The organism is Synechococcus sp. R55.2 (assembly GCF_047462075.1).
GTDB lineage: Bacteria > Cyanobacteriota > Cyanobacteriia > Thermostichales > Thermostichaceae > Thermostichus.
Genome location: NZ_JANSIH010000253.1, coordinates 1 through 24,506, shown reverse-complemented (window position 1 = coordinate 24,506; position 24,506 = coordinate 1). Strand labels below are relative to the sequence as shown.

At 59.5% G+C, this 24,506-nt stretch carries 22 protein-coding genes and 1 tRNA gene; 14 read left to right on the top strand and 9 right to left on the bottom strand.

The window, feature by feature from the left end:
- Window positions 1–397: 397 nt before the first annotated feature.
- Entirely contained in the window at window positions 398–634 is a 237-nt protein-coding gene (locus NW838_RS08620) for a DUF3148 domain-containing protein (RefSeq protein ID WP_011429589.1), read from the bottom strand.
- 717 nt (window positions 635–1,351) lie between these two features.
- On the opposite strand from NW838_RS08620, the gene NW838_RS08615 reads away from it, so the two are divergent.
- From NW838_RS08615 to NW838_RS08595, 5 genes are all read left to right on the top strand, one after another.
- Window positions 1,352–1,573, top strand: a complete 222-nt coding sequence (locus NW838_RS08615) for a DUF2949 domain-containing protein (protein WP_414332365.1) — start codon at window positions 1,352–1,354, stop codon at window positions 1,571–1,573.
- The gene (mazG, locus tag NW838_RS08610) at window positions 1,554–2,636 is read left to right on the top strand and encodes a nucleoside triphosphate pyrophosphohydrolase (RefSeq protein WP_414427866.1); all 1,083 of its coding nucleotides are present in this window, start codon (window positions 1,554–1,556) and stop codon (window positions 2,634–2,636) included. Before NW838_RS08615 ends, mazG begins: the two co-directional genes overlap by 20 nt.
- Before the next feature lie 116 nt (window positions 2,637–2,752).
- Window positions 2,753–3,790: an isopenicillin N synthase family dioxygenase gene (locus tag NW838_RS08605; protein WP_414357221.1), complete on the top strand. Its 1,038-nt coding sequence runs from the start codon at window positions 2,753–2,755 to the stop codon at window positions 3,788–3,790.
- A 125-nt stretch (window positions 3,791–3,915) separates the two neighbouring features.
- Complete coding sequence (locus tag NW838_RS08600) at window positions 3,916–4,857, top strand: transglutaminase family protein (RefSeq protein WP_414357222.1); 942 nt, start codon at window positions 3,916–3,918, stop codon at window positions 4,855–4,857.
- A 92-nt stretch (window positions 4,858–4,949) separates the two neighbouring features.
- Window positions 4,950–5,456, top strand: coding sequence for a hypothetical protein (locus NW838_RS08595; protein WP_011429595.1), 507 nt, complete (start codon window positions 4,950–4,952; stop codon window positions 5,454–5,456).
- 9 nt (window positions 5,457–5,465) lie between these two features.
- Here NW838_RS08595 and NW838_RS08590 read toward each other — a convergent pair whose 3' ends face one another.
- Together NW838_RS08590 and frr are read right to left on the bottom strand one after the other, a co-directional pair.
- Window positions 5,466–8,192, bottom strand: coding sequence for a CBS domain-containing protein (locus NW838_RS08590; protein ID WP_414427865.1), 2,727 nt, complete (start codon window positions 8,190–8,192; stop codon window positions 5,466–5,468).
- 231 nt (window positions 8,193–8,423) lie between these two features.
- Window positions 8,424–8,972 (bottom strand): ribosome recycling factor, encoded by a 549-nt coding sequence (gene frr, locus NW838_RS08585; protein ID WP_011434435.1) that lies wholly within the window; start codon window positions 8,970–8,972, stop codon window positions 8,424–8,426.
- 247 nt (window positions 8,973–9,219) lie between these two features.
- Between frr and NW838_RS08580 the strand changes: the two genes are divergently transcribed.
- Window positions 9,220–9,798: a hypothetical protein gene (locus NW838_RS08580; protein ID WP_414357227.1), complete on the top strand. Its 579-nt coding sequence runs from the start codon at window positions 9,220–9,222 to the stop codon at window positions 9,796–9,798.
- Window positions 9,799–9,811: 13 nt separating this feature from the next.
- On the opposite strand, the gene recR is transcribed toward NW838_RS08580, so the two are convergent.
- Entirely contained in the window at window positions 9,812–10,411 is a 600-nt protein-coding gene (gene recR / locus NW838_RS08575; RefSeq protein ID WP_414357229.1) for a recombination mediator RecR, read from the bottom strand.
- 21 nt (window positions 10,412–10,432) lie between these two features.
- Window positions 10,433–10,768, bottom strand: a complete 336-nt coding sequence (locus tag NW838_RS08570; protein ID WP_011434432.1) for a YbaB/EbfC family nucleoid-associated protein — start codon at window positions 10,766–10,768, stop codon at window positions 10,433–10,435.
- Window positions 10,769–10,987: 219 nt separating this feature from the next.
- Between NW838_RS08570 and NW838_RS08565 the strand changes: the two genes are divergently transcribed.
- Together NW838_RS08565 and NW838_RS08560 are read left to right on the top strand one after the other, a co-directional pair.
- Entirely contained in the window at window positions 10,988–11,884 is an 897-nt protein-coding gene (locus NW838_RS08565) for a carbohydrate ABC transporter permease (RefSeq protein WP_414427864.1), read from the top strand.
- A gap of 18 nt (window positions 11,885–11,902) precedes the next feature.
- Complete coding sequence (locus NW838_RS08560) at window positions 11,903–13,411, top strand: UbiD family decarboxylase (protein WP_414357230.1); 1,509 nt, start codon at window positions 11,903–11,905, stop codon at window positions 13,409–13,411.
- On the opposite strand, the gene NW838_RS08555 is transcribed toward NW838_RS08560, so the two are convergent.
- Window positions 13,408–14,619: an ABC transporter permease gene (locus tag NW838_RS08555; protein ID WP_414357231.1), complete on the bottom strand. Its 1,212-nt coding sequence runs from the start codon at window positions 14,617–14,619 to the stop codon at window positions 13,408–13,410. The two genes, NW838_RS08560 and NW838_RS08555, sit on opposite strands and share 4 nt — an antisense overlap.
- Complete coding sequence (locus NW838_RS08550; protein WP_414427863.1) at window positions 14,616–15,989, bottom strand: efflux RND transporter periplasmic adaptor subunit; 1,374 nt, start codon at window positions 15,987–15,989, stop codon at window positions 14,616–14,618. The genes NW838_RS08555 and NW838_RS08550 overlap by 4 nt, the downstream gene beginning before the upstream one ends.
- 166 nt (window positions 15,990–16,155) lie before the next feature.
- Here NW838_RS08550 and rplS point away from each other — a divergent pair, with 166 nt between their 5' ends.
- The 4 genes from rplS (at window position 16,156) to NW838_RS08530 (ending at window position 18,389) form a co-directional block, all read left to right on the top strand.
- Window positions 16,156–16,533 (top strand): 50S ribosomal protein L19, encoded by a 378-nt coding sequence (gene rplS / locus NW838_RS08545; protein WP_414357233.1) that lies wholly within the window; start codon window positions 16,156–16,158, stop codon window positions 16,531–16,533.
- A gap of 67 nt (window positions 16,534–16,600) precedes the next feature.
- Window positions 16,601–16,673: transfer RNA gene (locus NW838_RS08540), tRNA-Trp, on the top strand.
- 72 nt (window positions 16,674–16,745) lie between these two features.
- Window positions 16,746–17,564, top strand: coding sequence for a tetratricopeptide repeat protein (locus NW838_RS08535; RefSeq protein WP_414357234.1), 819 nt, complete (start codon window positions 16,746–16,748; stop codon window positions 17,562–17,564).
- A 402-nt stretch (window positions 17,565–17,966) separates the two neighbouring features.
- Window positions 17,967–18,389, top strand: a complete 423-nt coding sequence (locus NW838_RS08530) for a hypothetical protein (protein WP_414344534.1) — start codon at window positions 17,967–17,969, stop codon at window positions 18,387–18,389.
- 151 nt (window positions 18,390–18,540) lie between these two features.
- Here NW838_RS08530 and pgl read toward each other — a convergent pair whose 3' ends face one another.
- Together pgl and NW838_RS08520 are read right to left on the bottom strand one after the other, a co-directional pair.
- Complete coding sequence (gene pgl / locus NW838_RS08525) at window positions 18,541–19,272, bottom strand: 6-phosphogluconolactonase (RefSeq protein ID WP_414427862.1); 732 nt, start codon at window positions 19,270–19,272, stop codon at window positions 18,541–18,543.
- Between the two features lie 86 nt (window positions 19,273–19,358).
- Entirely contained in the window at window positions 19,359–20,366 is a 1,008-nt protein-coding gene (locus NW838_RS08520; RefSeq protein ID WP_414427861.1) for a phosphoribulokinase, read from the bottom strand.
- 351 nt (window positions 20,367–20,717) lie between these two features.
- On the opposite strand from NW838_RS08520, the gene NW838_RS08515 reads away from it, so the two are divergent.
- Window positions 20,718–21,608, top strand: coding sequence for a ferredoxin--NADP(+) reductase (locus NW838_RS08515; protein WP_414357239.1), 891 nt, complete (start codon window positions 20,718–20,720; stop codon window positions 21,606–21,608).
- A gap of 140 nt (window positions 21,609–21,748) precedes the next feature.
- Window positions 21,749–24,397: a leucine--tRNA ligase gene (leuS, locus tag NW838_RS08510; RefSeq protein WP_414357240.1), complete on the top strand. Its 2,649-nt coding sequence runs from the start codon at window positions 21,749–21,751 to the stop codon at window positions 24,395–24,397.
- The last annotated feature ends 109 nt before the right edge of the window (window positions 24,398–24,506 follow it).

The following is a 24,506-nucleotide window of genomic DNA, read 5'->3' as shown; positions in this document are numbered from 1 at the left end:
CCAGTCTCAGCGCAGCGGACTGGCACCCTATGGCAGGGTAACCCCCTGCGTCACTTTGTGGCTACGCAACGCTGCCGCGGCCCAGCTTTATCCCAGTCGCCAGCAAGAAAAACTCTTGCACCACTGGGGGCGGATGTGCTGAGCCCTCTACAGCGCGGCGGTGGCAGATCGCAAAACCAGCTACCAAAAGCTGGGCAGGTCTGTCAGCTACTTCGACACCGCTGACGGGAATAAGCAACTGAGCTCGCTGAAGCGTCAGAAGCGGCTAGCCGCGGTTCAGGCTATCGCGAAAGTCCGCCGGCCAGTTGAAGGCTCGCTTCTGCAGAAAGCTGCCAGCTCCCAAAGGTTCTAAAGGCCGGCAAACCCATCCAGCTGGCTCGGAGGAGAGATGGGCGTGTCAGGACAGGGATCCCACCGGCGCGAGATATTTTCCGTCTATGAGAAAGATGCCATTGGCAAACTGCACACTGTAGGTGCCCAACAGCCGTCGCTGCAGGATCACCCCTTGCTCGTGCAAGCGGATCAAATGGGCCGGGCGCAACATCGGCATTGGGTCAGCCGTTTTTAGGTAAGGAGGCATCTCCACCACTTGAACCGTTGCCCCCACCGGCAGTAAACCTTGGGCTTCAGACATAATGGGAGTCCATCCTGCAGCCGTTTCTAGCTTAGGTGACATACTCCTGCACTCATGCTGATGCAAAGCGCTCCGCGCCGCTAAAGCGAAAGAGTGCGAGCTTCAAGGACTCCGTCCCGCTGACGCGAACAGTGACTCCTGTTAAGGACATTTCCTGAGCTTTAAGAACGGGATGCCCCACCGCTCTCTGCTTATCATAGCGCAGGAATCTCCGCCTCTCATCCCGACTCCCATGCTGATACATAGAGGGCGGGACTTCTCGGCGGTCTAGCTAACCCGAGCAGGATGGCAGCCCCAGGGCGGATCCCAGAGGAGCCGAACAGATTGGATCCCTGAGCAGTTATTGTAAGATTTTTATCTAAATACCAGAATTAGTCAGATAAAAAAGTAACATCTTGCCAAGGCAAGTTGGTTTCTCCAAACAAAGAAGAAGCAGCCAGCCTTTCAGGGTACTGCCAACTGATCGCCAATTTGCTATCATACCATGACCTCTCGCTACCCATTTTTTGTGTCCTTGGATACAGAAACCTCATTTGCTGAGGCAATTTAGGGGTTTTCTTGCCGTGGAGCTGTGGGCACAGGGCTTGGTAAGCTCACCTGTGGCCTATTTGCCAGCCGGATCTTTGCCGAAACTCTGTAGGAGTGTTAAGAATAGTTACGTTAGTTTACTATCTTCTCAGTTTCATATTTGTCCTTCTTCAGCGCTGCGAAACGACCATGCTAGATCCCATTCCCCCCCCAGCCCTTGAGGAATATCTCTTGCAAACGGGCATCATCGACCGTTCTCAACTGAGCCTGGCCAAGAAGCTGCAACATCGCCAGCAAGGGCCGTTGCTGATGATTCTTTTGGAGTTGAGTTTCATCGATCTGGAGCAGCTCAGCCGCCTTTTGGATTTGGGCCGCACCTACCCTTTTGACCATGCTGCAAACGCTGGATAGTCTTCAGCCCGACTGGCAACAAGCTCTGGCTCGGTGGTCTACTGCGGAGCAGGGATCCCTACTGCTGAAAAGCTGTGGGGGAAAGGATCCGGCGGAGCTGCGCAGTGTTTTGCAACAGGTCTGTGCTCCTGTCCAGCCTGTTACGTTGCTAACAGAAGACTTGGAGGTGGTGGCCGGCCCACTGACGCTGCAAAGCTGGGATCCTCAAGCGACGGGCCATTTTGCCCACCTTTATCTGGAGCGTTCCGCCTCTAGCTCACACATGAGTCGTTTGGCGGCTATTGTTGCTCGGTTGCGTGCCCCCGATGGATGTCCCTGGGATCGGGCCCAAACTCCGGAGTCTCTGACCCCCTACATTCTCGAAGAAGCGTATGAGACGGTAGCTGCCATTCGAGCCGGGGATCCGGCGGCGATTGCCGAAGAGCTGGGGGATTTGTTGTTGCAGGTGGTGTTGCAGTCTCAGATCTTTGCCGAGCAGAACCACTTTGATCTGGAAGCTGTGGCTGCGCGAATTGCCGATAAGCTCATCCGCCGTCACCCCCATGTGTTTGGGGATGCTGTGATGGCAGATCTTCCGGAGTTGCACCGCTCTTGGGAACAGATCAAGCAAAGGGAGCGACCGGATCAAAGCCTTGGCCAAAAACTGCTGCACTATGCCCAAAGTTTGCCTCCCCTAATGGCTGCCCTGAAAATTTCCTGCAAAGTGGTGGGGGCAGGGTTTGAGTGGCCAACGGTGGAGGGGATCTGGGCCAAGATCCGCGAGGAAGAAGCCGAGCTGCGTCGAGAATTGGAGAGGGATCCCCCCGATCCAACTCGGCAGGAAGCCGAACTGGGGGATCTGCTTTTTGCCCTGGTCAACTTGGGCCGTTGGTATGGTTTGGATGCTGCCCAAGCTCTGGCCCAAACCAACCTGCGCTTTGCTCGCCGTTTTTTGCGCATGGAAGAGCTGGCTCAGGAACCAGCGGGATCCCTGCCCGGCGGTGGCAAAAGCTCCCTTCTGAAAGGGCGCAGTCTCCAGGAGCTGGAAGTCCTCTGGCAACAGGCCAAGCAAGAATATCTCTAGTTTGGATATGGGGTTGAGCTGGCGCTGGCTTTGAGGGGGTATCCGCCCACACAGTCTTGGGGCAAGTTCTCTTTGTAGGGTAGGAGCTGTTCTGAGCACCTGTCTCTACGTCGGCTATGTCTCCAGTTTCTTCCTTTGAGCAAGCTGGGATCCCTTGTCTGGATTTGACCCCCTTTCGGGAGGGCACGGATCCGCTAGGGGTTGCAAAGGCTTTTGGGGCAGCCTTGGAGGAGGTGGGGTTTGTGGTGATCACAGGGCATGGGATCCCGGAGGCCATCATACAAACAGCCTACGAGAGAGCGAGGGCTTTCTTCGACCTGCCGCTGGAACAAAAAATGGAGGTGGTGACTCCGGATCGCGTCAAAAACCAGGGATACCTGCCGATTGGCATCGAAAGTGTAGCCGCTACCCGTGGGGCAGAGGTTCCCTACGATCTCTGTGAGGCGCTGGTGTTCAATGACCTGTTTCGGGAAGATCCACAACGGCCCCAAGCAGGGGTGGATCCGGATTCGGGCAACCTTTGGCCCACCCATCCAGCAGGACTGCGGGCTGCTCTTCTGGCTTATGATGCGGCTCTGCTTCAGCTCACCCAAACCTTGATGCGCATGGGCGCGTTGGCTTTGGATCTGCCGGAAACCTATTTTCTGCCTTTTATGGAGGGGAAAGGGGGAGTGCTGCGGGCTGTGCATTATCCTGAACAGGAGGTGGAGCCCATCCCGGGACAGCTACGCTATGGGGCTCACTCCGACTACGGTGGCTTCACGATTCTGCGACAGGATGGGGCGCTGGGAGGGCTGCAGGTGTACTCCAAAGCAGGAGAGTGGATTGATGTGCAGGCTGTTCCCAACGCCTTTGTCATCAACGTTGGCGATCTGCTATCCCGTTGGACCAATGACCGTTGGCGCTCCACGTTGCACCGCGTGGTCAATCCACCCCGATCGGCTTTCGGTTCCAGTCGCCGCCTGTCTTTGGTTTACTTTACAGCTCCTCGGGACGATGCTTGGATCGAATGCCTGCCCACATGCCAGAATGCAGCAAATCCCCCTCGCTATGCTCCTGTACAGGCTGGGGAGTACATCCGCTCTAAGCTGGAGGTTTCGATGATTGGGAAGGCAGGGCAAAGCTCTCGGAGATCTCAAACTCGGGATCCCTGAAGTCTAGAGATCTCGGGCAGACGATGCAACCGCTTCTTGGCTTTGATCTGGGAGCAGTTTGGGTTGCCTGATCTCGGTGCTCCTTTGCCTGTGATAAAACTCCTTGCCCGTCATTTGGCCAACCTGTGCAAATTCAGATCCGCCATCTCATCGAATATCGCTACAGTCGTCCAGTCCAACTGGAGCCCCATACGGTGCGATTGCGACCGCGCTGCGACGGGATCCAGACTCTCCTGGCTTTTGAGTTGCAGGTGGATCCGCAGCCGGTGGGCCAATCGGCGCTGGTGGAGCTGGAGGGCAACGCGGCAGTTCGGCTTTGGTTTGAGGATCCCACCGAGCATTTGCGCATTCAAACTCGGGCCACGGTGCTCACCCTGCGGGAGAATCCCTTCGACTATCTCCTCTGCGATTGGGCCACCCATCTCCCCATCGACTATCCCAGCACGCTGGCAGCTCAACTACAGCCTTATCTGACAGCTCAGGCGGATCCCGGCATCCAGGCCTTGGCCTGGGAGCTATGGGATCACGTGCAGGGGGAAACGACGGCTTTTCTGCCGACGCTGAACCAGCGCATCTATTCAGAATGCCGCCACATCTTGCGGGAAAAGGGGGATCCCTGGCCTGCTGGCTTGACTTGGCATCGCAAAACCGGAGCCTGCCGCGATCTGGCCCTGTTGTTCATGGAGGTCTGCCGCAGCGTGGGCTTGGCCGCTCGCTTTGTCAGTGGCTACCAAGTCAGCCCCTCACGGCCTTCAGGGGAGAGCAGGGGTGGAGAACCCCCAGAGCCTGTGCGCCGTCATCTGCACGCTTGGGCGGAGGTGTACTTGCCGGGGGCCGGTTGGCGGGGCTTTGATCCCACCCAGGGGTTGGCCGTGGCCGATGGTCATGTGGCTTTGGCGGCCAGCGCTTACCCCAGAGATGCCGCTCCCATTTACGGCCATTGGCTGGGCAAGGGCGTTCACAGCAGTATGAGCTACACCATCCACATCCAGGCGGGATCTTCTGCGCAAAGCCAAGCCCAGCTTGCTGCAGACAGCCTGAGCACTCCACCAAAAGTTTGGGGCTGAAGCCGTAGAGCTTCAACTTGGCCGGATCCCAAAGCGAAAATTTGAGATAGCATAGCCTAGCCAAGATCTAGAGAATCTGCCGAGGGATCCCGTTGACCCAGTCTATTGATGTCCCCACCAGCGTTGATACGTTTTTGCAGGAGTTGGCCGCCATTCAGCAAGTTGGGCCGAAGCGAGTGGCCATCCTGGGCAGTCGTCATGTGCCCATTACCCACCAGTATTTGATCGAGACCCTCAGCTATGCTTTGGCCCTCACGGGCAATCAGATCCTCACATCCGGGGCTATTGGCACCAACTTGGCCGTCATTCGGGGGGCGATGCGGGCGGACATGAAGTCCTTGACGGTGATCTTGCCCCAGAGTTTGGAGCGACAGCCGGCAGAGTCGCGGGCTAGCCTGGAGCAGGTGCTGCATCTGGTGGAACATCCCGAAAACGACCATCTTCCCCTGGCGGAGGCCAGCCGCCTGTGCAACCTGGAGATCATCGGCAAGTGCCAGCAGTTGATCTGCTTTGTTTTCCACGACAGCGTCACGCTGCTGGATGCCTGCAAGCATGCTGAGGAACAACACAAGTTGGTCACTCTCTTCTATTTCGACTGATTTGCCCTTCTACTTTCTTCCTCGGTATTGAGCTTGCGGCAGGGGGAAGTGTTCTTGCAGCCAAGCTTCGGCTTCTGCCGGGGTGGTGAGTTCGCCGTTCAGGGTGAGGCAACGCAGTTGCTCCAAAATGGCTTGGAAGGGGCGACCTGGCTTGTAACCCAGACGACGCAGATCGTGGCCGTTGAGCAGCGGCTTCACCCAGTACCACTCCTGCAAATAGCGCCAGATCAGCCGCCGGGCCGGCTTGGGGGCGATCCCGGCCACCAAAATCACTGCTGGGATCCGCAGCCCCTGCAGCAGTTGCACCACCTGGGCCGGAGAGAGGGTGCCGGGGTCCAATTGGGCCAACAGGGTTTGGTAATAGGAGGAATGGCTGAGGCGTTCGATGCCTGCTTGGGTAAGGTGGAGTTGGCTGGCCACCTGGGGGGCTTGGGGCAGCGTGAGGAGGAGAGCCTCTAGGCGCAGTTGCCAGATCTCCTGGGATCCCAGCTCAGGATAGCGGCGGCGAAAGTGATAGGCCCAGCGGCCCACCCGTTGCAACCGCTGACACAGGGAGGGATCCCACTCCAGGTCGGGGTGAATACAGCGCAAAGCTCCCCATTCTGCCAGCCGCTCAAAGGCTTGGGGCCAATCGCGGGATCCGAGAATGTAGGCCAGCTCCTGCTTGAGGCGATCCCCGCCGACGGCATCGTGCAGACCACTGGCCACGGCAGCGCGGATCCATTTTTCTGTGGTCGAGTCCAGGGCGAAGCCCAAGCGCACCGCAAAGCGCACCGCCCGATAAATGCGGGTGGGATCCTCGATGAAGCTGTTGGGGTGTAATGCCCGGATGATCCCCTGTTGCAGATCCGCTTGTCCGCCGAAAAAATCCAGCACCTGTCCTCGCTGGGGGCCGTTGAGGCGCAAGGCCAAGGCGTTGATGGAAAAATCCCGCCGATAGAGGTCTTGCTGAATGGATCCCATGGCCACTTCGGGGGGAGAGGCCGGGTAGGGATAAAACTCCGTGCGGGCGCTGGCGATATCCACACAAAAGCCTCCTGGCCAGATCAAGGCCGCCGTTTGGAATTTGCCGTGGATCTCCAGCCGCGCTTCCGGGAAGCGTTGTTTGAGCGCTTGTCCCAAAATCAAGCCCCAGCCCGGGGGATCGATCCCATCCGGGGCTGAAGAGTAGGGCCCATCCACCACCAAGTCCAGATCCAGCCGCTCCAGGTTGGGTGAGGGCTGCCGTCCCCACCGGTGCAGGAGCAGATCCCGCACCGTTCCCCCTACCAGATACAACCTCAGGCCCTTTTCATCGGCGAGGCGGGCGGCCTGCTCCAGCAACTGTCGATGCCGCTCCGACAGGGCCGCGAAGGTGAGATCCAAAGGGCAGGAAAGGGTGGGCAAAGCCAACTGCGGTGAGAGGGCCGGCAACTCGTGTAGGTGCCGCAACACATCGGTGCGAGTTACAATGCCCACCAACTGTCCATCCTGGAGAACCGGCAGGCGGCCAATATCCCACTGCACCATCAACCGCTGAATCTCCGCCAAGGGGGTGTCGGGGGAGAGGGTTTTCACGTCGGTGGTCATGTAGCCCTTGACGGGGGCATGGCCAAACCCGTGATGCAGGGCGATATCGATATCCCGCCGCGAGATCACCCCCACCAGGCGACCTTGAGCGTCCACCACCACCAGGCCGGAATGGCCGTAGCGCAGCAGCACCCGCTGGGCCTCGTCGATGGTGATCTCCGGTCGGATGGTGCGCACCGGAGCCGACATCAAATCTCTGGCCGTCACCGGGGGCGGGATCCGCTCTTGGACAGCCTGCCTGAGGGTTGCCATGACTTGGGCCGGATCGGGCAAAGGCTGCTCTGGGGCGGCTTTTAGCGTGGCTGCTGCGGCACAGTCGTGTCCACCGCCGCCGTAGAGGGCCATCACTTTGCCCAACTGGGCAAACTCCTGCCGCGCCCGCCCGATCAGGCTGAGCCGCTCCCCCTGCCGCGCCACCAAGAGCAGCACATCCACTCCCGTCAGATCCATCAGCCGCATCACCAGGCCGGCCAAGCCGGGCACAAACTCCGGCAGCTCCAGCAGCCATTCTCCCAGGCGATACTCCCCCACCTGCTGCACCTGCATCTGGGCCAACCCCTGGCTGAGCAGCTCGCGCATCTCTGGGGTGAGGCCATCCCCCAAAAAGCGCCGCAACAAGACCAGGTTTACCCCCTGCTGCAACAGCCAGCTCAGGGCGGCGGCATCCCGGGCGGTGGTCTCCGGGAAGGTCAGGGATCCCGTATCCATGTGAATGCCCAAAGCCAGCGCCAGCCGCTCAAAAGGGCTGAGAGGGATCCCAGCAGCCTGCAGCCGCTCCACCAGCAAGGTACAGGTGGCCCCCACGGCCTCGATATGACCGTTGACCTGCTGCTGCGGCCAAAAGCCATCCGGTGGGGTTTCCGGATCCCGGATGTGATGGTCAAAAATCTCAATCTGGGCGCCAGGGACACTCAACCAAGCGGCAGCTTTGCCCAGGCGATCCGGATCGTGACAATCCACCACAATCCAGCGCTGCACCTGTCCCGGATCCACAGAGCGCAGCTCGATGAGGGGAAATTCATCTCGGTACAAGGCCAAAAACTCCTGCACCCCCGGCAGGGATCCACCAGTCAAGGCGATGCGGGCACCCGGATACAGGCGGGCCGCTCCCACCGCCGCCCCCAGGGTGTCGAAATCCGCCGATTGATGGCACAGGATCAGATCCATTGCGGCAAGAGTTGTCGTTTTCCCCCCTTCCATCCTGGCCTAAGCCGGGATCCCTCTTGTTGGAATTGGACGAGGAGAAACGAACGGCTGCCCGACTTCGAGGGGCAAGTGGAAACCTTGAAGTTTCGGGATGAGTGTCGAGTTTTGATCAAAAAATGGGGTCTTTAACCCCGTCCTACGGCTATGCAGAAGCAGGCCAGTAGCGTGGGGAGTTATGTCCACAAGGAGCTTTTACAGCGTCGTCAGCTCCTTTTCTTTTTCTGCCAGCAGCTCATCGATCTTTTTGATATAGCGGTCGGTCAGCTTCTGGATGTCATCCTGCAAGCTTTTGGACTCATCTTCAGACAGCTCGCCATTTTTCTCTCGCTTGCGCACCGAGTCGATGCCATCCCGCCGGATGTTGCGGATCGAGACTCGCCCCTCTTCGGCCAGCTTGGCCACCTGTTTGCTCAGCTCTTTGCGCCGCTCTTCTGTCAGGGGGGGAATGGTGAGCCGCACCACCTTGCCGTCGTTGCTGGGGGTTAGACCTAGGTCAGAGGCAACAATGGCCCGCTCAATGGCCGCCAGGGTCGAGGGATCAAAGGGCTGGATCAAGAGAGTGCTGGAGTCTGGCGTGGTGAGGCTGGCCAGGGCCTTCAGGGGAGTGGGCACGCCGTAGTACTCCACCTGAATCCGATCCAGCAGGCTGGAATTGGCCCGCCCGGTGCGCACCGTATTAAAGGAGCGCTGTGTGGCTTGCACAGCTTTGTTCATCAACTCCTCAATCTCAGCTAGCTCCACGGGGTTTTCCTCGCTTTCAAAATCAGTTTCCAGATATCAGGCTCTGGCAGCAAACCTGGCACCTCTACGGTGAGCCTGACCTCAATTTTACTGCCTTGTTGGGATCCAGATGGGATCCCGTTCCTCAGAGCTGCACCTGCAGTCGGCGAATTTCTCGCCAGATGCCCCCCAGTGGGATGGTACGAGCTCAAAGCTTCCCCTAAACTGCTCTGCAGTTTACTGCACAACACAGGCACAACAAAGTTTTATGCTCTCTCGCCAAATTGGTTCTTCAACGGCCCTAACCTGGCTGATCGGCAGCTTGAGTCTCCTGGGTTTTGGAGCGGCTGCGGCAGCCTTAGAGCTGCAGATTGTGTCCCCCAATGCTTATAAAGTGCCCTACCTGGGAATTGATGGCGTCTTTACCCTGGATACGTCCCTGGAACAATCGGCCAACGATCCGCGCAATCCAAAGCGGGTGAAGTTTGAGAAGATGGAGTTCTTCTCCTTCTACGCCGACCTGGAAGGGAAAAAGCCCCTGGCGGAAAATTGTCGCTACGCCTATCGGGGGGCTGCGCCGGATCCCTTCTACTACCCTGAGCGCTCCTTAAGTTCCATCTGGGATTTGTTTCAGTTGCAGCCTGGAGCAGACGCCAGTTGCGAGACCTTCACCTATGTGATTCTGCGGGCGCCCCACGGGGATCCGGTGCACATGCACCTGCGCTACGGAGGCCGCAACAGCAGCTTCCAGGAACTTCTGAACATCAGCACTCTGCCGGAGGATCCTGCCAACTTCAACCCCTGGTGGAGCACCTACTGCGCGGAGGGGGTAACCGGCTGCGATTGATGGGCTGGGCGGCTCACAACTCCTGCCGGGCTTCCAGGGCACGGGCCAGGGTGACCTCGTCGGCGTATTCCAGCTCGGATCCCATGGGCAGGCCGAAGGCCAGGCGGGTCATGCGCAAGGTGGGGGCAACTGGCTTCAGGTAATCCTTGACCACGTGCATGGTTACTTCCCCCTCTACGCTGGGGCTGATGGCAAAGATCAGCTCCTGCGGTTTTTCCCGTGCCACCCGAGCCACCAGCTCGCGGATGTGCAGTTGGTCGGCCCCGATCCCGTTCATGGGGGAGATGAGGCCGCCCAAAACGTGGTAGAGCCCCTTGAACTCGCGGGTGCGCTCCATCGCAATCAAGTCTTTGACGTCGGCCACCACGCACCACAGCAAGGGATCCCGCTGTGGCGAACGGCAAATCTCACAGGGATCCTCCGCTGACCAGTTGAAGCAGATGGAACAGTGCCGAACCGTCTGCTTGGCTTCCAGCAGGGCTTTGGCCAGGGCCTCGATCTCGCCGGCAGGCCGGTTGATCAAGTGGAGAGCTAGGCGCTGAGCGGTTTTGGAGCCAATGCCGGGCAGCCGTTGCAGCTCTTCGATGAGGCGAGCCAAGGGGCGAGTGTACATAGAGAGTTAAGGAGGCGGGGCTCAACCCAGTCCCAACCCCGGCAGACTGATGTTTCCGGTCAGCTCTTCCATGCGTTTGCGCATCGTCTCGGCAGATTGGGTGTAGGCGTTCACCATTGCTGTCAGGAGCAAGTCTTCTACCACATCCACCGACTCCTGGAGCACTTGGGGATCCAGAGAGACTTTGAGAGGTTCTTGGTTGCCGTTTACCGTCACTTTCACCAGCCCATTGCCGGCTTCGCCAACGATCTCCATCTCTTCCAGCTCTTTTTGCAGCCTTTGGGCGCCATCGCGCACCTCTTGGGCTTTCTTGAGCGCTTCTTGGATTTTGCCGAAGGGGCCAAAGCCTCGAGTCATGGGATCCTCTCTTGGGTTATCCAGATACTGCTGTTCTACTCTACCCGTTTCCCCATCGCCGGTGAAAGCACTCGCAAGTCTGGGCAGAGGTGCTTGCACCGCTAACGCGACCGGTCTTCCTTAGGTTGCCCTTAACTCTGGCGGATTATCCTCTCAAGAGAAGCCAAAGATCGACTCAAAAGCCCATCTGCTCATCGGTGTTCGCCGTCTGGAGGTGCTATGGCTCAATTGTTGCAGGATCCCCGCTCTCAAGTGGCCCAGCCCAATTCAACTTGGGTAGAGCCTTCTCCCTGGCGTTGGCGGCGCTGGATCCCGGAGCGCTGGTATGTGCATTTGGGCCTGGTACTGGCCTGCTTGGTTCTGGGATTTCCGGTGTTGTATGCCCTGATCGTGAGCACCCAGAACAATGCCGAGGTGTTCCGCTATCAATTGACCTTTGGCTCCTCTTTTGCCTTCAACTGGCATCAGGTGATGGTGGCGCGGCACTTGGGCCACTACATGGTCAACAGCACCATCGTGGCGGTGGCAATCACGGTGGGCAAGACGGTTTTGTCGCTGCTGGCCGGGCTGGCCTTTGTGTACTTCCGCTTTCCGGGCAAAGGGCTGGCCTTCGGCTTTGTGCTGATCACGCTGATGATGCCCACCGAAATCTTGATTATTGCCCTGCTGCGATTGGTCACCAACTTGGGCTGGGGATCCACCTACTACGCTTTAATCGTGCCCTTTCTGGCCAGCGCCACGGCCACGTTTTTGTTTCGCCAGCATTTTTCCAACATTCCCCGCGAGCTGGCGGAGGCGGCCCAACTGGACGGGGCCAACCCGCTGCAATTTCTCACCCAGGTGCTGATCCCCTTGAGCTGGAACGCCATCGGGGCGCAGGCGGTGATTCACTTCGTTTACGCTTGGAATATGTACCTGTGGCCCCGCTTGATCGTGCAAGGCCGAGAGCGACAAGTGGTGCAGGTGGGGCTGCAATCCCTGCTCAATCTGGATAGCTCGGCCTCCTATGGCCCCATGATGCTGGGAGCGATCATCGCCAGTATCCCGCCGCTGCTGGTGTTCATTGTCCTGCAAAAGCCCTTCATGAGCGGGTTAGCCCTCAATCGCGACAAGTAAGCCCTTAGGTTCCCTTTCATGCCCAGAGATCTACGCCGTTTTATTGCTCTGCTGGAATCCCGTGGTCAGCTCCGCCGCATTTCGGCAGAAGTGGATCCGGATCTGGAAATTGCCGAGATTGCCGATCGCCTCTTGGCCTGCGGGGGGCCGGCGCTGCTGTTTGAGCGGGTGAAGGGATCCTCAATGCCGCTGCTCATCAACACCCTGGGCACGGTGGAGCGCATTTGCTGGGCTTTGGGAATGGAGCAGCCTCAGGATCTGGAGGAACTGGGGAAAAAGCTGGCCCTGCTTTACCAGCCGCGGCCACCGCGGAGCTTTGCCCAGGCGGTGGAGTTGGGACAAGCTCTGTTTAGCGTACTCAAAGCTAAACCCAGCCGGGATCTGCTTCCTCCCTGTCAGCAGGTGGTGCTGCGGGGAGAGGAAGTCGATCTCACCCAGTTGCCCCTGTTGCGGGTCTATCCCGGCGATGCCGGACGGGTGCTGACCTTGGGCCTGATGGTAACCAAAGACCCGGAAAACGGGATCCCCAACGTGGGGGTGTACCGCCTGCAGTTGCAAAGCCGCACCACCATGACGGTGCAATGGCTGTCGGTGCGGGGGGCGACTCGGCATCTGCGCAAGGCGGCAGCCCTGGGCCAAAAGCTGGAGGTGGCAGTGGCGGTGGGGGTGGATCCGGTGGTGATTCTGGCGGCGGCCACACCCCTGCCGGTGGATCTGTCGGAGTGGCTGTTTGCCGGTCTCTATGCCGGAGAAGGGTTGCACCTGGCCCAGTGCAAAACGGTGGATCTGCAGGTGCCGGCTCATGCTGAGATCGTTCTGGAAGGCAGCATCACCCCTGGGGAAGTGGCCCCCGACGGGCCTGCCGGGGATCACATCGGCTACTACGGCCCCCGCAACGAGCAGGCTCCTCTGATTCGCTTCCACTGCTTGACCCACCGCCGGGATCCCATCTATCTCACCACCTTCAGCGGCAAGCCCCCCAAAGAAAACGACATGATGGCGCTGGCCCTGAACCGCATCTACACCCCCATCCTCAGGCAGCAGGTGCCGGAGATTGTAGATTTCTTTTTGCCGATGGAGGCGCTGGGCTACAAAGCAGCCATCCTCTCCATCGACAAGGCCTACCCTGGCCAGGCGCGGCGGGCGGCTTTGGCTTTTTGGAGCGCCCTGCCCCAATTTAGCTACACCAAGTTTGTGATCGTGGTGGACAAGGATATCAATGTGCGGGATCCACGGCAGGTGCTCTGGTGCCTGTGCTCGCGGGTGGATCCGCAGCGGGATGTGTTTATTCTGGCGGACAACCCCTTTGACACCTTGGACTTTGCCACCGAAAAACGGGGTCTGGGGGGCAAGATGGGCATTGATGCCACCACCAAAATTCCCCCAGAAACCGATGCTCCCTGGCGGGAGCCCCTTGCTCCAGATCCGGAGGTGGCCCGCTTGGTGGATCGCCGCTGGGCAGAATATGGCCTGGCGGATCTCGATGGGCAGCCGGCGGATCCCCGCCTGTTTGGATACGATCTCTAAGCCCGCAGGGCCTCAATGGGATCCAGTTGCGCCGCTTTGCGGGCCGGGAAAATGCCGAAGACCAGCCCAATCCCAGTGGAAAGGGAGAACGCCACTCCCACTGCCACCCCATCGACTTGGGTGGCCAAGGGGGTGAACACCTGCACCGCCACCAGCAGGCCACTGCTGAGGAGGATCCCGAGCACCCCCCCGGTCACGGCAATGAAAATCGCTTCGGCGGCAAACTGCTGCAAAATCTGCCGGCTATCCGCCCCAATCGCCTTGCGCAGCCCGATCTCATGGGTGCGTTCCGCAACCGAGATAAGCATCACATTCATGATCCCCACCCCTCCCACCAGCAGGGAGAGGGCCGCCGTGCCCGTCAGCAGCACCCGCAACAGGCTCAAAATCCTGGCCGACCCATCCAGGAGCACTTTCTGGTTGCGGATGATGAAGTCATCTTCTCCCACCAATTGGTGCCGCTGGCGCAGCAGGTTGCGGATTTGGAACTCGGCAGCAGGCAGATCGGCTTCAGAGCGGGCCGAGACGAAAATCGCCGTCAGCTCTGTGCCGTAGGGGGAACGCCGCCCGACCAACCGATTGGCCACCACGTCCACCGGCAGAAACACTCCGGCATCGCTGTTGCCAAACACCGTCGGCTTCGAGCGCAAAGTGCCGATCACCTCGAAGGGCAAGTTGTTCAGCAGGACGGTCTCCCCAATGGCAGCGGCAGGGTCCAGGCCGAACAACTGGCTGGCGGCATCGCTGCCCAGCACCACCACCGGGCGCTGTTCCTCGATATCCGAGGGCAAGAGGAAGCGGCCTGCCTCGATCTCTAAGTTCAAGACCGACAAGTACTCCGGCCAAGTGCCGGTGGCCTCGTAGCGGCGATCCACTCCACCTCGCACAGCGCGCACATTGGTGCCCAGGCTGGGGACAGCTGATGACACGGCAGGCACTTCCGCCGCAATAGCCCGTACATCCTCCAAGGTGAGGGGGCGGATGTTGCCGGCATCAGCTAGGCCCAAGTTGGCCGAAAAGACGATCAGCAAGTTGGTGCCCAGAGAGCGAAATTGATCCACTGCCATCTCTTGGGCAGCATAGCCAAATCCGGCAATGGCCACCACCGCCGCATTGCCGATGAGGATCCCGAGCATGCTCAGCCCGGTGCGCAGGCGATGTCGTCGCACCATTTGCCAGGCCATTTTGGCCGCCGTTGCCAGGCTCATGGCTGTTGCTCCGCTCTTTTAATCAAAGTCTCTAGGTTCACCCCAGGAGGCAGGGCAGTAAAGACCCGATCCCCTGCCTGCAGACCAGAGAGGATTTGGGTAACTCCACCCTGAGTGATGCCCGTTTCCACGCGGCGATAGACAGGTTGCCGGCTTTGGGGATCCAGCAGGAGCACGCCTTCCTGGCTTTCCTCCCGGAGGATAGCCACTGAGGGCACCGTCAGAGCCTGAGGCTGGGGATCCCCAATGAAATCCACCGAAACAGTCATGCCGGTGCGCAAAAAGTCGGCCCCAGGCTCCGGTTCAACGAAGACCCGAAAGACGGTTACCTCTCGCACCACCACCGTAGCGGGTGCAATCCGCTTCACCCGCCCCTGCACCAGGCGGTCGGGGTAGGCCAGGGAGCGGATCTCCACCGGCTGACCCACCCGCACCTGGGCAATCTGGGCTTCTGGCACTTCTGCCCGCACCTCAATTCCCTGAGCCAGCGCCAAAATGGAACTGGAAGAAGCTGCGGTGGCATCGGAAGCTGCTGTTGTGGGAGCTACAAAGGATCCCACCTCGGCAAAGCGCTGCACCACCACACCGGAAAAGGGGGCGCGGACTTCGGTGTCAGCCAACCGGGATTGCCGTTGGGCCAGCTCGGCTTGTGCCTGGGCAATTTGGGCTTGAATTTGCTGTAGGGTTTCCGGGCGGCTCCCCAGTTGCAATCGCTCCAACTCCTGTTGAGCAGCTCGCAAATCCGCTTGCGCTTGTTCCAGGCGGGCCGAGCGTTGATCCAGCTCGCTGCGGGCTACCACCCCCGCCTGCACCAGGGCCTGGATGCGCTCTAACTCCCTCTGAGCCAAGTCCACCTGCGACCGGGCAGCATCCACCCTGGCCTGGGCCGCCGCGATCACCTGGGGGCGCTCTCCGGCCTGTTGCTCCGCTAGACGGGCTTGCAGCTCTTGAATGCGGGCTTGGGCTTGGCGAATGCCACTGGCGAGATCGCCGTAGTCCATCCGGGCCAATAACTGCCCTGCCACCACTTCATCTCCCTGATCCACCAACAGTTCCGCCAGGCGACCCGACTCGCGAGGGCTGACATTCACCTGGCGGAGCGGCTGCACCTGGCCGCTCACCCGCAGGCGTTGGGTCAGATCCACCACTTGAACCGGTACCGTCAATCTTTCCAGCCGTTCTGCCCTCTGCTGCTGCAGCTGACGCTGGATCAGGAGACCGCTGCCCCCTAGGCCGGCCAACAGCAAGCCCAAGAGCATCCAGCCGAAGGGAAATCTCTGGCGGCGGGGTTTGCTTTGCGGCAGAGGCTGCTCTGCAAGCTTGGGAGTAGACAGGGATCCCGTCTTGGGCTCATCGGTGTGCAGGATCACAAAAGTTTCCCGTTTGTAACAAAAGCTTTATCTTTGTCTAGCCTATTGGAAAAATGGGGGAAGCGTAAACACGGTTTCCCGCCTCTTGAGCTCTATGTCGGCCAGCTCTGTACAAAAAACAGCGACGATTGTTACCATGGTTAACTGCCGGTAGCGCGGGAAGGCCATGAACGTTCGCATCAACGCTGAGGAGATCATCCGCTCCATTGAAGCTGCCCAGATGAAGCCGGATCTGCCGGAGATTCGGGTTGGCGATCAGGTACGGGTGGGAGTTCGCATTCAAGAGGGGGGCAAGGAGCGGGTACAAGCCTTTGAGGGCACGGTCATTGCCATGCGCCACTCCGGTATCAACCGCACCATTACGGTGCGCAAGGTTTTCCAGGGAATCGGCGTGGAGCGGGTTTTCCTCATTCACTCCCCGCGCATCGAGTCGATTCAGGTGCTGCGGCGGGGTAAAGTGCGTCGGGCCAAGCTGTTCTATTTGCGGGATCGGGTGGGCAAAGCCACTCGCATCAAGGCCAAGACAGAGAGTGCGGATAGTTGAGGAACAGCTCCTCTGAAAATTAGGTGTACCTGCTACACTGGGTAAGCGGGTGTAACCTTTGGCCAATGCGTCCTTAGTTCAGTTGGTAGAACGTCGGTCTCCAAAACCGGATGTCGGGGGTTCGAGTCCTCCAGGGCGCGCTAACCATCAGACCCCCTTCTGTGGCGATGGCTTAAGGTGGAAACACCCCATCTGAGGTGGTTTTGGCGGCCATGAAGTCTGTCTCCAATGTCCTCTCGGCTCTGTTGCTAGGGCTGCTGCTTTGGTTGGGGATCCCTATCTGGCCTGGATCGGGTGTGGTGGCAACGGCAGCGAGCAACAGGGTAGATCACGAGATCGATCGACTGTTTGAGGAGGCCTTTGCGGCTACTCAGAGGGGAGATTTTGCCCGGGCGGAAACCCTGTGGACTCAACTGTTGCAGATCCAGCCGGACAACCCGGCCCTGTGGAGCAACCGGGGCAACGCCCGTGTCAGCTTGCACCAACTGCAGGCAGCTCTGGAGGATTATGCTGAGGCCATTCGTTTGGCCCCTGAGGCACCGGATCCCTATCTCAACCGAGGGGCTGCTTTGGAGGGGTTGGGGCGGTGGCAGGAGGCGATTGCAGACTACGAACGAGTGTTGCAGTTGGATCCCAACGATGCGGCGGCCTACAACAACCGTGGCAATGCGGAAGCAGGGCTGGGCCAATGGCAACAGGCCTTGGCTGACTACCGCCGCGCTACAGAACTGGCTCCCGACTACGCCTTCGCTCAGGCCAACTATGCTTTGAGCCTCTACCAGGTGGGCGAAACAGAAGCTGCTCTGCGCTTGATGCGGGCTCTGGTGCGCAAGTACCCGAAGTTTCCAGATATGCGGGCTGCTCTCAGCGCCATCCTTTGGGTGCAGGGTCGGCAAGGAGAGGCTGAAAGTCACTGGGTGGCTGTGCAAGGACTGGATCCCCGCTACGCCGACCTGGAATGGGTGAAAACCGTCCGCCGTTGGCCACCGGCAATGGTGGCAGCTCTGGAGCGTTTCCTTTCTCTCAAGTAGTGAGGCTTACGATTGCGGCGGAGGCACTCTGGGTCTTGACTCTGCGCATTGACGAAACAGTTGCTGGGGATCCCCGCAGCCAGAGTCTCAGGTTACATCCTGTCTGGGGGGATGGAGATTGCTAGATTGGGATCAAGCCGAGGGCGGATTCCAGCAGCAGGCTTAACCCAGAGCCAAGAGAGCGCAGAGGGATCCCAAAGGCTTTCAGCGAGCTGTGAAAAAAACTGTGTAAGGGATTGCTTCCTGCGACACCTTTTCGCCTTCTTCTTCGTCTGTTTCAGTCCTATCGCGGCGCGTGGTATCAACGTGAGTGCAATGGCTTGTTTCTCTCGCTCTTCTTCCTTCTTCCCTGATGGGAGAGGGAGGCTGCGAAATCACTGGAGCTGGGCAGGGCTGTTGCTCATGGTTCTGCAGCTTGGGCAACCCGCCGTGGCTCAGACGGAAACCCGAGTTTGGAGCGGAACCGGCCAAATTTTGAGCGGCCAGGGGCAGGGGGCGACGGTGCAATTGATCTTGGAAACGGGTGGCGGGCGTATCTGGAGCCAATCGGGGCCGGCTTTGGATGCACCCTTTTCCGGCGGCCATATTTCGGTAACCAGCGGTGATGGCACCTGGCAAATTCAATCGCAAGGGGATCAGTTGTTGGTCACCTTTTACCGCGGCGAGCAGATCATCCGCTGGCAACTGCGGCCCATGGGCGAGATCCCCAGCTCTTCTCCTTCTGCGCCATCCAGCTCCCTGAGCAGTGACTCCGCCCAGCCCGTAGCGCTGCCCGTCCAAGAGCTGGTGATTCCAGTACTGAAGAATTTGCCCGGCAACCCCTGAGGGATCCCTGCCCCGCCGGTTCTCGACCCATGAAACCTGGTGCGTTGGCCGCTGGGGCTATCAAACCTGTGGCCACTGGAATGGGCTGGGATGATTTTGGGGGCGGTGGGCCTGGGGATCCTATCCCATCGGCAGTTAGCCCGCCTGTTGTTTAGCTGAGCAGCGGGACACAGGGCAGGGGCAGTTGAGCCGCTGCCGCCGCATCCAGCAACCACAGCAGCCGTCCTCTGGGGTTTACGCGCTGGCAGGGTAGGTGGGCCTCGGTGGTCAGCGCCTCTTTCACGATGGGGGCTTTGTTCGCTCCGGTTACCAGGAACACCACCTGGGCTGCTTGGTTCAGAACAGGATAGGTCAAGGTTAGACGCGGCTCCTGCCCTTTTTGCCCCACTGTCACCCAGCGGTGCTGCACCTGCAGAGCGGCGGTGTCGGCAAACAAGGAAGCTGTGTGGCCATCTTCCCCCACTCCCAGCCATACCAGGTCGAGAGAAGGGCACTCTGTACCGAAAATCTGCCGCAGGGTCGCCTCGTATTCGGCAGCATCGCGAAGGGGATCCCCTGCTTGGGTGGGCATAGGGAAAACTTGAGCTGCCGGGATCCCGATCTGCTGCAGCAGGGTTTCCCGCACCATACGGTAGTTGCTTTCAGGGTGATCCGGGGGAACATAGCGCTCATCCCCCCAGAACAGCCAGGTTTGTTGCCAAGGGATCCCTGGGGTTTGGGCCAGGGCAGCATACAGCTTCTTGGGGGTGCTTCCCCCGGCCAAGACCACCGTAAAGCGTCCCCGCTCGCGAATGGCAGCGGCTGACCGAGCTTGCCAAATCTCGATGGCCCGTTGGATTAAGACGGGGCCCTCCGGAAAGATCTCCAACTGGAATCCCTGCATACACCGAAGCCCTACTGCCGACCTATGCTGGGTCAGCCGACCTGCACCAACACTTTACCGAAGGGATCCCCTAAGCGGGGCAAACACTAGGAAGCCACCGCCAGCTCTTTGGCTTCTGCCCGAATTTGCTCGTAGAGGGCGCGCAGCTTCAGGCCCACGATGATCTGAATCAGACCAGAGCCATTGCGGGATCCCGGGTATTCCGGGTGCTTGCGCAACAGTTCCGTCAGCTCGCCATAGTAGCGGGTGGACAGGTTGCTCAGGTGGTTCTCGATGTAGATGACCTCTTCCAGCTTGTCGAAGGTGCCGTCGATCTCCAGAATCGAGACTGGGTGATCGAAGTAGGTGGAAGGGCCATAGTGGAGGCGGATCCCTGGATAGGAACAAGTCAGCTTTTTGCCGCAGGGGATCCAATCAATGGTGGAGCCTTCGTCAAAGAGATAAACATGGTCGAAGTACTTCACCCCTTCCCGCTGGATCAGCCGCACCCGCAGTACTTTGTGCTCTGGATCCAGCTCCGGCAACAACTGGGTAGGCAAAACCTCAATGACGGCATCGGCGTACTGCTTCTGCACATCGACATAGGCTTCAAAGTCCGGGCGGCGAGCCTCGATTGAGCGCAACACATCTTCGTAGGTGTGGCCCCGCTCCGCCATGTCCCGCTTCACTTTCCAAGCAATCTTGATCTCTGGGGCCAGATCCAAGTACACCTTGAAGTCCAGCAGCTGGCGCACCCGCTCGTCATACATGGGATGCAGCCCCTCCAGGACGATGATGCGGTTGGGCTCCACCAGCTCCGGTGGGTCAATCAGCCCCGTCTCGTGGTTGTAGATGGGCTTCATCACACTTTGGCCGTTCTTAAGCGCCTTGGCCTGCTCGTACATCAGGTCGAAGTTGTTGGCGCGGGGATCCAGCGCCGTGATGCCCTTCTCTTTGCGCTGGTAGCGATCCAAGGAGTGATAGTCATCCAGACAGATGGTGGTAATCAGATCCCGGCCAAATAGATCCCCCAGCCGGCGTAAAAAGGTGGACTTGCCACAGCCAGAATCTCCGGCGACACCAATCATCACAACACGATCAGGACTGCTTGCCATGGGAACTCCTTGGGGACGGGCAGGGCAAAACTGAGAAAAAGGCTCTAGAAAGTTACCAACTGTTACGGTCTTGCATGATACCAAATAAAGCCGTTACATCACAAGCCGCTGGCAGGCCAGAGCTGTGGGCACCACAAGCAACAATTTAACAAAAAATCCATATTTTTGGCCGATGAGCTTGGCCGGGATTATTTTTCCGGGGTTGCCGCTCTCAGGACGGCCTGGGGGGCTGGCGAAGGTCGTCTGCTTCTCCTCTGACAAGTTCCATTTGAGCAGCCGGGCTGCTGTGGTGTTTGCTATTTTGCTATATGTAAACTCATTTCCTCCCAGTGCCAGGAGCAGATCGCAGGTATGGTTGCCAGCGCAGAAAAGCGAGAGGTTGTCGTCAATCTGTATCGTCCCAACGCACCGTTGATCGGCCACTGCGTGGAGACCTACTCCATTGTCGGTGAAGGAGCACCCGGACTGACTAAGCACATTGTGCTCAGCTTGCCGGATCCCAACTACCGCTACCTAGAAGGGCAAAGCGTTGGCATTATCCCTCCTGGCGAAGATGCCAAGGGCAAGCCCCACAAGCCCCGCCTCTACTCGATTGCTTCCACCCGCTTTGGCGATGATGGCGAGGGGCGCACTGTCTCTTTGAGCGTGAAGCGGGCTGAATATGTCGATAGAGAGACAGGCCAGCCGGGGGTGGGGGTCTGCTCCGGCTTCCTCACCGATTTGAAGGCGGGCGATGAGGTGATGATTACGGGGCCATCGGGGAAAACCTTCCTACTGCCCGAAGATGAGAATGCCAACCTGATTTTGATCGCCACCGGCACCGGCATTGCTCCTTTTCGCGCCTTCATCAAGCACCTGTTTGAGGAGGATCCCAACTATCAGGGCAAGATCTGGCTGTTCTTTGGGGTGCCCACCACTTCCACCTTGCTCTACCACGGGGATCTGGAGGCCTGGAAAGCCCAGTACGGGGATCGCTTCCGCGTCGATTACGCCATCAGCCGCGAGCAACAAACCCCCGATGGCAAGAAAATGTACGTGCAAAACCGCATGGCCGAGTACGGTGCCGAGCTGTGGGACATGCTCCAGAAGCCTAACACCTACACCTACATCTGCGGCCTCAAGGGGATGGAGGACGGGATCAACAACGTCATGGGGCCTTTGGCCGAACAAGCCGGTCAGGATTGGAGCAAGTTCCAGAAGGAACTGAAGAAAGCAGACAGGTGGCACGAAGAAACCTACTGATCTCTGCTTGTGATCCCTGCTTGTCGGTTTGTCAGCGCCAATAGGGATCCCGTTCCTTGCTTGAGAGCACTGGCGTGGGGAGTATGTCAAAATGCTTCTATCTCCCAGCGTGAGCGCTTTTTTCCCAGGAGCATCGAACCGTGGACGCGCGCTACAATCCCCAGGCCATCGAGAGCAAGTGGCAAGCCCACTGGCGTGAAATCGGGCTGGATCGCACCCCAGAGCTGAAGGACGGGAGCCGCAAATTCTATGCTCTGTCCATGTTCCCCTATCCCAGCGGCAACCTGCACATGGGGCATGTGCGCAATTACACCATCACCGATGTAATTGCCCGCTACAAACGAATGCAGGGATACGCGGTGTTGCACCCGATGGGCTGGGATGCCTTTGGCCTGCCGGCGGAGAATGCCGCCATCGACCGGGGGATCCCACCGGCCAAGTGGACCTACCAAAACATTGCCCAGATGCGGGATCAGTTGCAGCGGTTGGGCCTGTCCTACGACTGGGAGCGGGAGATTACCAGTTGTACGCCGGACTACTACAAGTGGACGCAGTGGATCTTCCTGCAATTTTTGCAGGCGGGCTTGGCCTACCAGAAAGAGGCGGCGGTGAACTGGGATCCGGTGGATCAGACGGTGTTGGCCAACGAGCAGGTGGATGCGGAGGGGCGTTCCTGGAGATCCGGCGCCCTGGTGGAAAAGCGCATGCTCAAGCAGTGGTTTTTCAAAATCACCGCCTATGCCGACCAACTGCTGGCGGATCTGGAAAAGCTCTCCGGCTGGCCGGAGCGGGTGCGCACCATGCAGGAGAACTGGATTGGCCAATCGGTAGGGGCCAAGGTGATTTTCAAAACCGAGGCAGGGGACGAGCTGGCAGTGTTCACCACCCGGCCCGATACCCTCTGGGGGGCCACCTTCATGGTGATGTCGCCGGAGCACCCCTTGGTGGACAAGCTCACCACTGCCGAGCAACTGCAGGCCGTCAGAGCCTATCAAGCCCAGGCCGCTGCCCGCAGCGAGATCGAGCGCAGCGCCGAAGACCGGGAAAAAACGGGGGTTTGGACGGGATCCTACGCCATCAACCCCGTTAACCAAGAGCGGATCCCCATCTGGATTGCCGACTATGTGCTGATGGGCTACGGGACGGGGGCCATCATGGCCGTGCCCGCCCACGACCAGCGGGATTTCGAGTTTGCCCGCAAGTTCGGCCTGCCCATCAAGCGGGTGGTGCAGCCGCCGGAGGGTTCTCCGGCCTCAGCGGATCGCGCCAGCGGGACGGAGTCCTCAGAACTGCAGGCTGCCTGGACGGGGGAAGGGGTGATGATCAACTCTGGCCCCCTAGACGGGATCCCGGTGGGCAAAGGCCCAGGGCAAAGCGTGGAAAGAGCCATCGCCTGGCTGGAAGCCCAGGGGCTGGGGGAAAAGCAGATCAACTACCGCCTGCGGGATTGGCTGATCTCGCGGCAGCGCTACTGGGGTTGTCCCATCCCGGTGATCCATTGTCCCCACTGTGGCATTGTGCCGGTGCCGGAGAAGGATCTGCCGGTGCTCTTGCCGGAGGATGTGGAGCTGACGGGGCGAGGGGGATCCCCGTTGGCCCAGTTGGAGGACTGGGTGAAGGTGAAGTGCCCCACCTGTGGCGCGGAGGCTCGCCGGGAAACCGATACCATGGACACCTTCATCTGCTCGTCGTGGTACTTCCTGCGCTTCAGCGATGCCCGCAACGACCGAGAGATCTTCCGCAAAGACCGGGTGAACGCCTGGCTGCCGGTGGATCAGTACGTGGGCGGCATCGAGCACGCCATCCTGCACCTGCTCTATTCCCGCTTTTTTACCAAGGTGTTGCGGGATCGGGGGCTGCTGGATTTTGACGAGCCGTTCCTGCGTCTGCTCACCCAGGGGATGGTGCAAGGGCGCACTTACTACAACCCCAACAAGTCCGGCAAGGATCGCTGGATCCCGGCAGCTCTGGTGCAGGATCCCAACGATCCGCGGGATCCGGAAACGGGCGAGCCCCTGCAAGTTATCTACGCTACCATGTCCAAGTCCAAGGGCAACGGCGTGGATCCTGAGGAGGTGCTGGCCCACTACGGGGCAGATACGGCCCGCATGTTTATCTTGTTCAAGGCCCCGCCGGAGAAGGATCTGGAGTGGGACGATGCCGATGTGGAGGGGCAATTTCGCTTTCTCAACCGCGTCTGGCGGCAGGTGTACGAGTTTGTCGTTCGCGGTAGCGGGACGGAGTCCTTGCAGAGCGGGGCCCCAGAGCTGTTGCCGGCCAAGGTCGAGGTGGGATCCCTGACCAAGGCGGAAAAAGATCTGCGCCGGGCCATCCATACCGCCATCAAGGAAGTCAGCGAAGATCTGGAAAACGATTATCAATTCAACACCGCCATTGCCGAGCTGATGAAGCTGAGCAATGCTCTGGGGGAGGCCGGGATCCCGGATTCGCCGGTCTATGCAGAGGGGATCCGCACGCTGGTGTTGCTGATGGCGCCTTTTGCCCCCCATATTGCGGAGGAGCTGTGGCAGGCGCTGGGGGGCGCAGACTCGGTGCATCGGCAGTCTTGGCCCAGCTATGACCCGGCAGCGCTGGTGGCCGACACGGTGACCATTGTGATTCAGGTGAACGGCAAATTGCGCGGCTCGTTTGAGGCCCCTGCCGAGGTAACGCCGGAGGAGCAGGAACAGTTGGCCCTTCGGTCAGAAGCAGCGCAGAAATACCTGGAGGGGGCAACACCCAAAAAAGTGGTGGTGGTGCCGAAAAAGCTGGTTAACTTTGTCCTCTAACGGCGGGCCTGGCCAAAATGTTCCGCACTGCTGACACGAACGGGATCGGGGCTTTCACCAAATTTTCGGGCTGGAGGCCCGCACCATAGCCGCAGGCTTGGTGTCGGGA

Coding starts and splice junctions, on each gene's coding strand:
- NW838_RS08590 (WP_414427865.1), bottom strand. CDS start 8,192: ATGGATCTGATCCTGTGCCATCAATCGGCGGATTTCGACACCCTGGGG.
- NW838_RS08515 (WP_414357239.1), top strand. CDS start 20,718: ATGGTTGCCAGCGCAGAAAAGCGAGAGGTTGTCGTCAATCTGTATCGT.
- NW838_RS08535 (WP_414357234.1), top strand. CDS start 16,746: ATGAAGTCTGTCTCCAATGTCCTCTCGGCTCTGTTGCTAGGGCTGCTG.
- NW838_RS08580 (WP_414357227.1), top strand. CDS start 9,220: ATGCTCTCTCGCCAAATTGGTTCTTCAACGGCCCTAACCTGGCTGATC.
- NW838_RS08605 (WP_414357221.1), top strand. CDS start 2,753: ATGTCTCCAGTTTCTTCCTTTGAGCAAGCTGGGATCCCTTGTCTGGAT.
- NW838_RS08620 (WP_011429589.1), bottom strand. CDS start 634: ATGTCTGAAGCCCAAGGTTTACTGCCGGTGGGGGCAACGGTTCAAGTG.
- NW838_RS08570 (WP_011434432.1), bottom strand. CDS start 10,768: ATGACTCGAGGCTTTGGCCCCTTCGGCAAAATCCAAGAAGCGCTCAAG.
- NW838_RS08565 (WP_414427864.1), top strand. CDS start 10,988: ATGGCTCAATTGTTGCAGGATCCCCGCTCTCAAGTGGCCCAGCCCAAT.
- mazG (WP_414427866.1), top strand. CDS start 1,554: ATGCTGCAAACGCTGGATAGTCTTCAGCCCGACTGGCAACAAGCTCTG.
- rplS (WP_414357233.1), top strand. CDS start 16,156: ATGAACGTTCGCATCAACGCTGAGGAGATCATCCGCTCCATTGAAGCT.
- NW838_RS08555 (WP_414357231.1), bottom strand. CDS start 14,619: ATGAGCCTGGCAACGGCGGCCAAAATGGCCTGGCAAATGGTGCGACGA.
- pgl (WP_414427862.1), bottom strand. CDS start 19,272: ATGCAGGGATTCCAGTTGGAGATCTTTCCGGAGGGCCCCGTCTTAATC.
- NW838_RS08615 (WP_414332365.1), top strand. CDS start 1,352: ATGCTAGATCCCATTCCCCCCCCAGCCCTTGAGGAATATCTCTTGCAA.
- recR (WP_414357229.1), bottom strand. CDS start 10,411: ATGTACACTCGCCCCTTGGCTCGCCTCATCGAAGAGCTGCAACGGCTG.
- NW838_RS08560 (WP_414357230.1), top strand. CDS start 11,903: ATGCCCAGAGATCTACGCCGTTTTATTGCTCTGCTGGAATCCCGTGGT.
- NW838_RS08520 (WP_414427861.1), bottom strand. CDS start 20,366: ATGGCAAGCAGTCCTGATCGTGTTGTGATGATTGGTGTCGCCGGAGAT.
- NW838_RS08530 (WP_414344534.1), top strand. CDS start 17,967: ATGGTTCTGCAGCTTGGGCAACCCGCCGTGGCTCAGACGGAAACCCGA.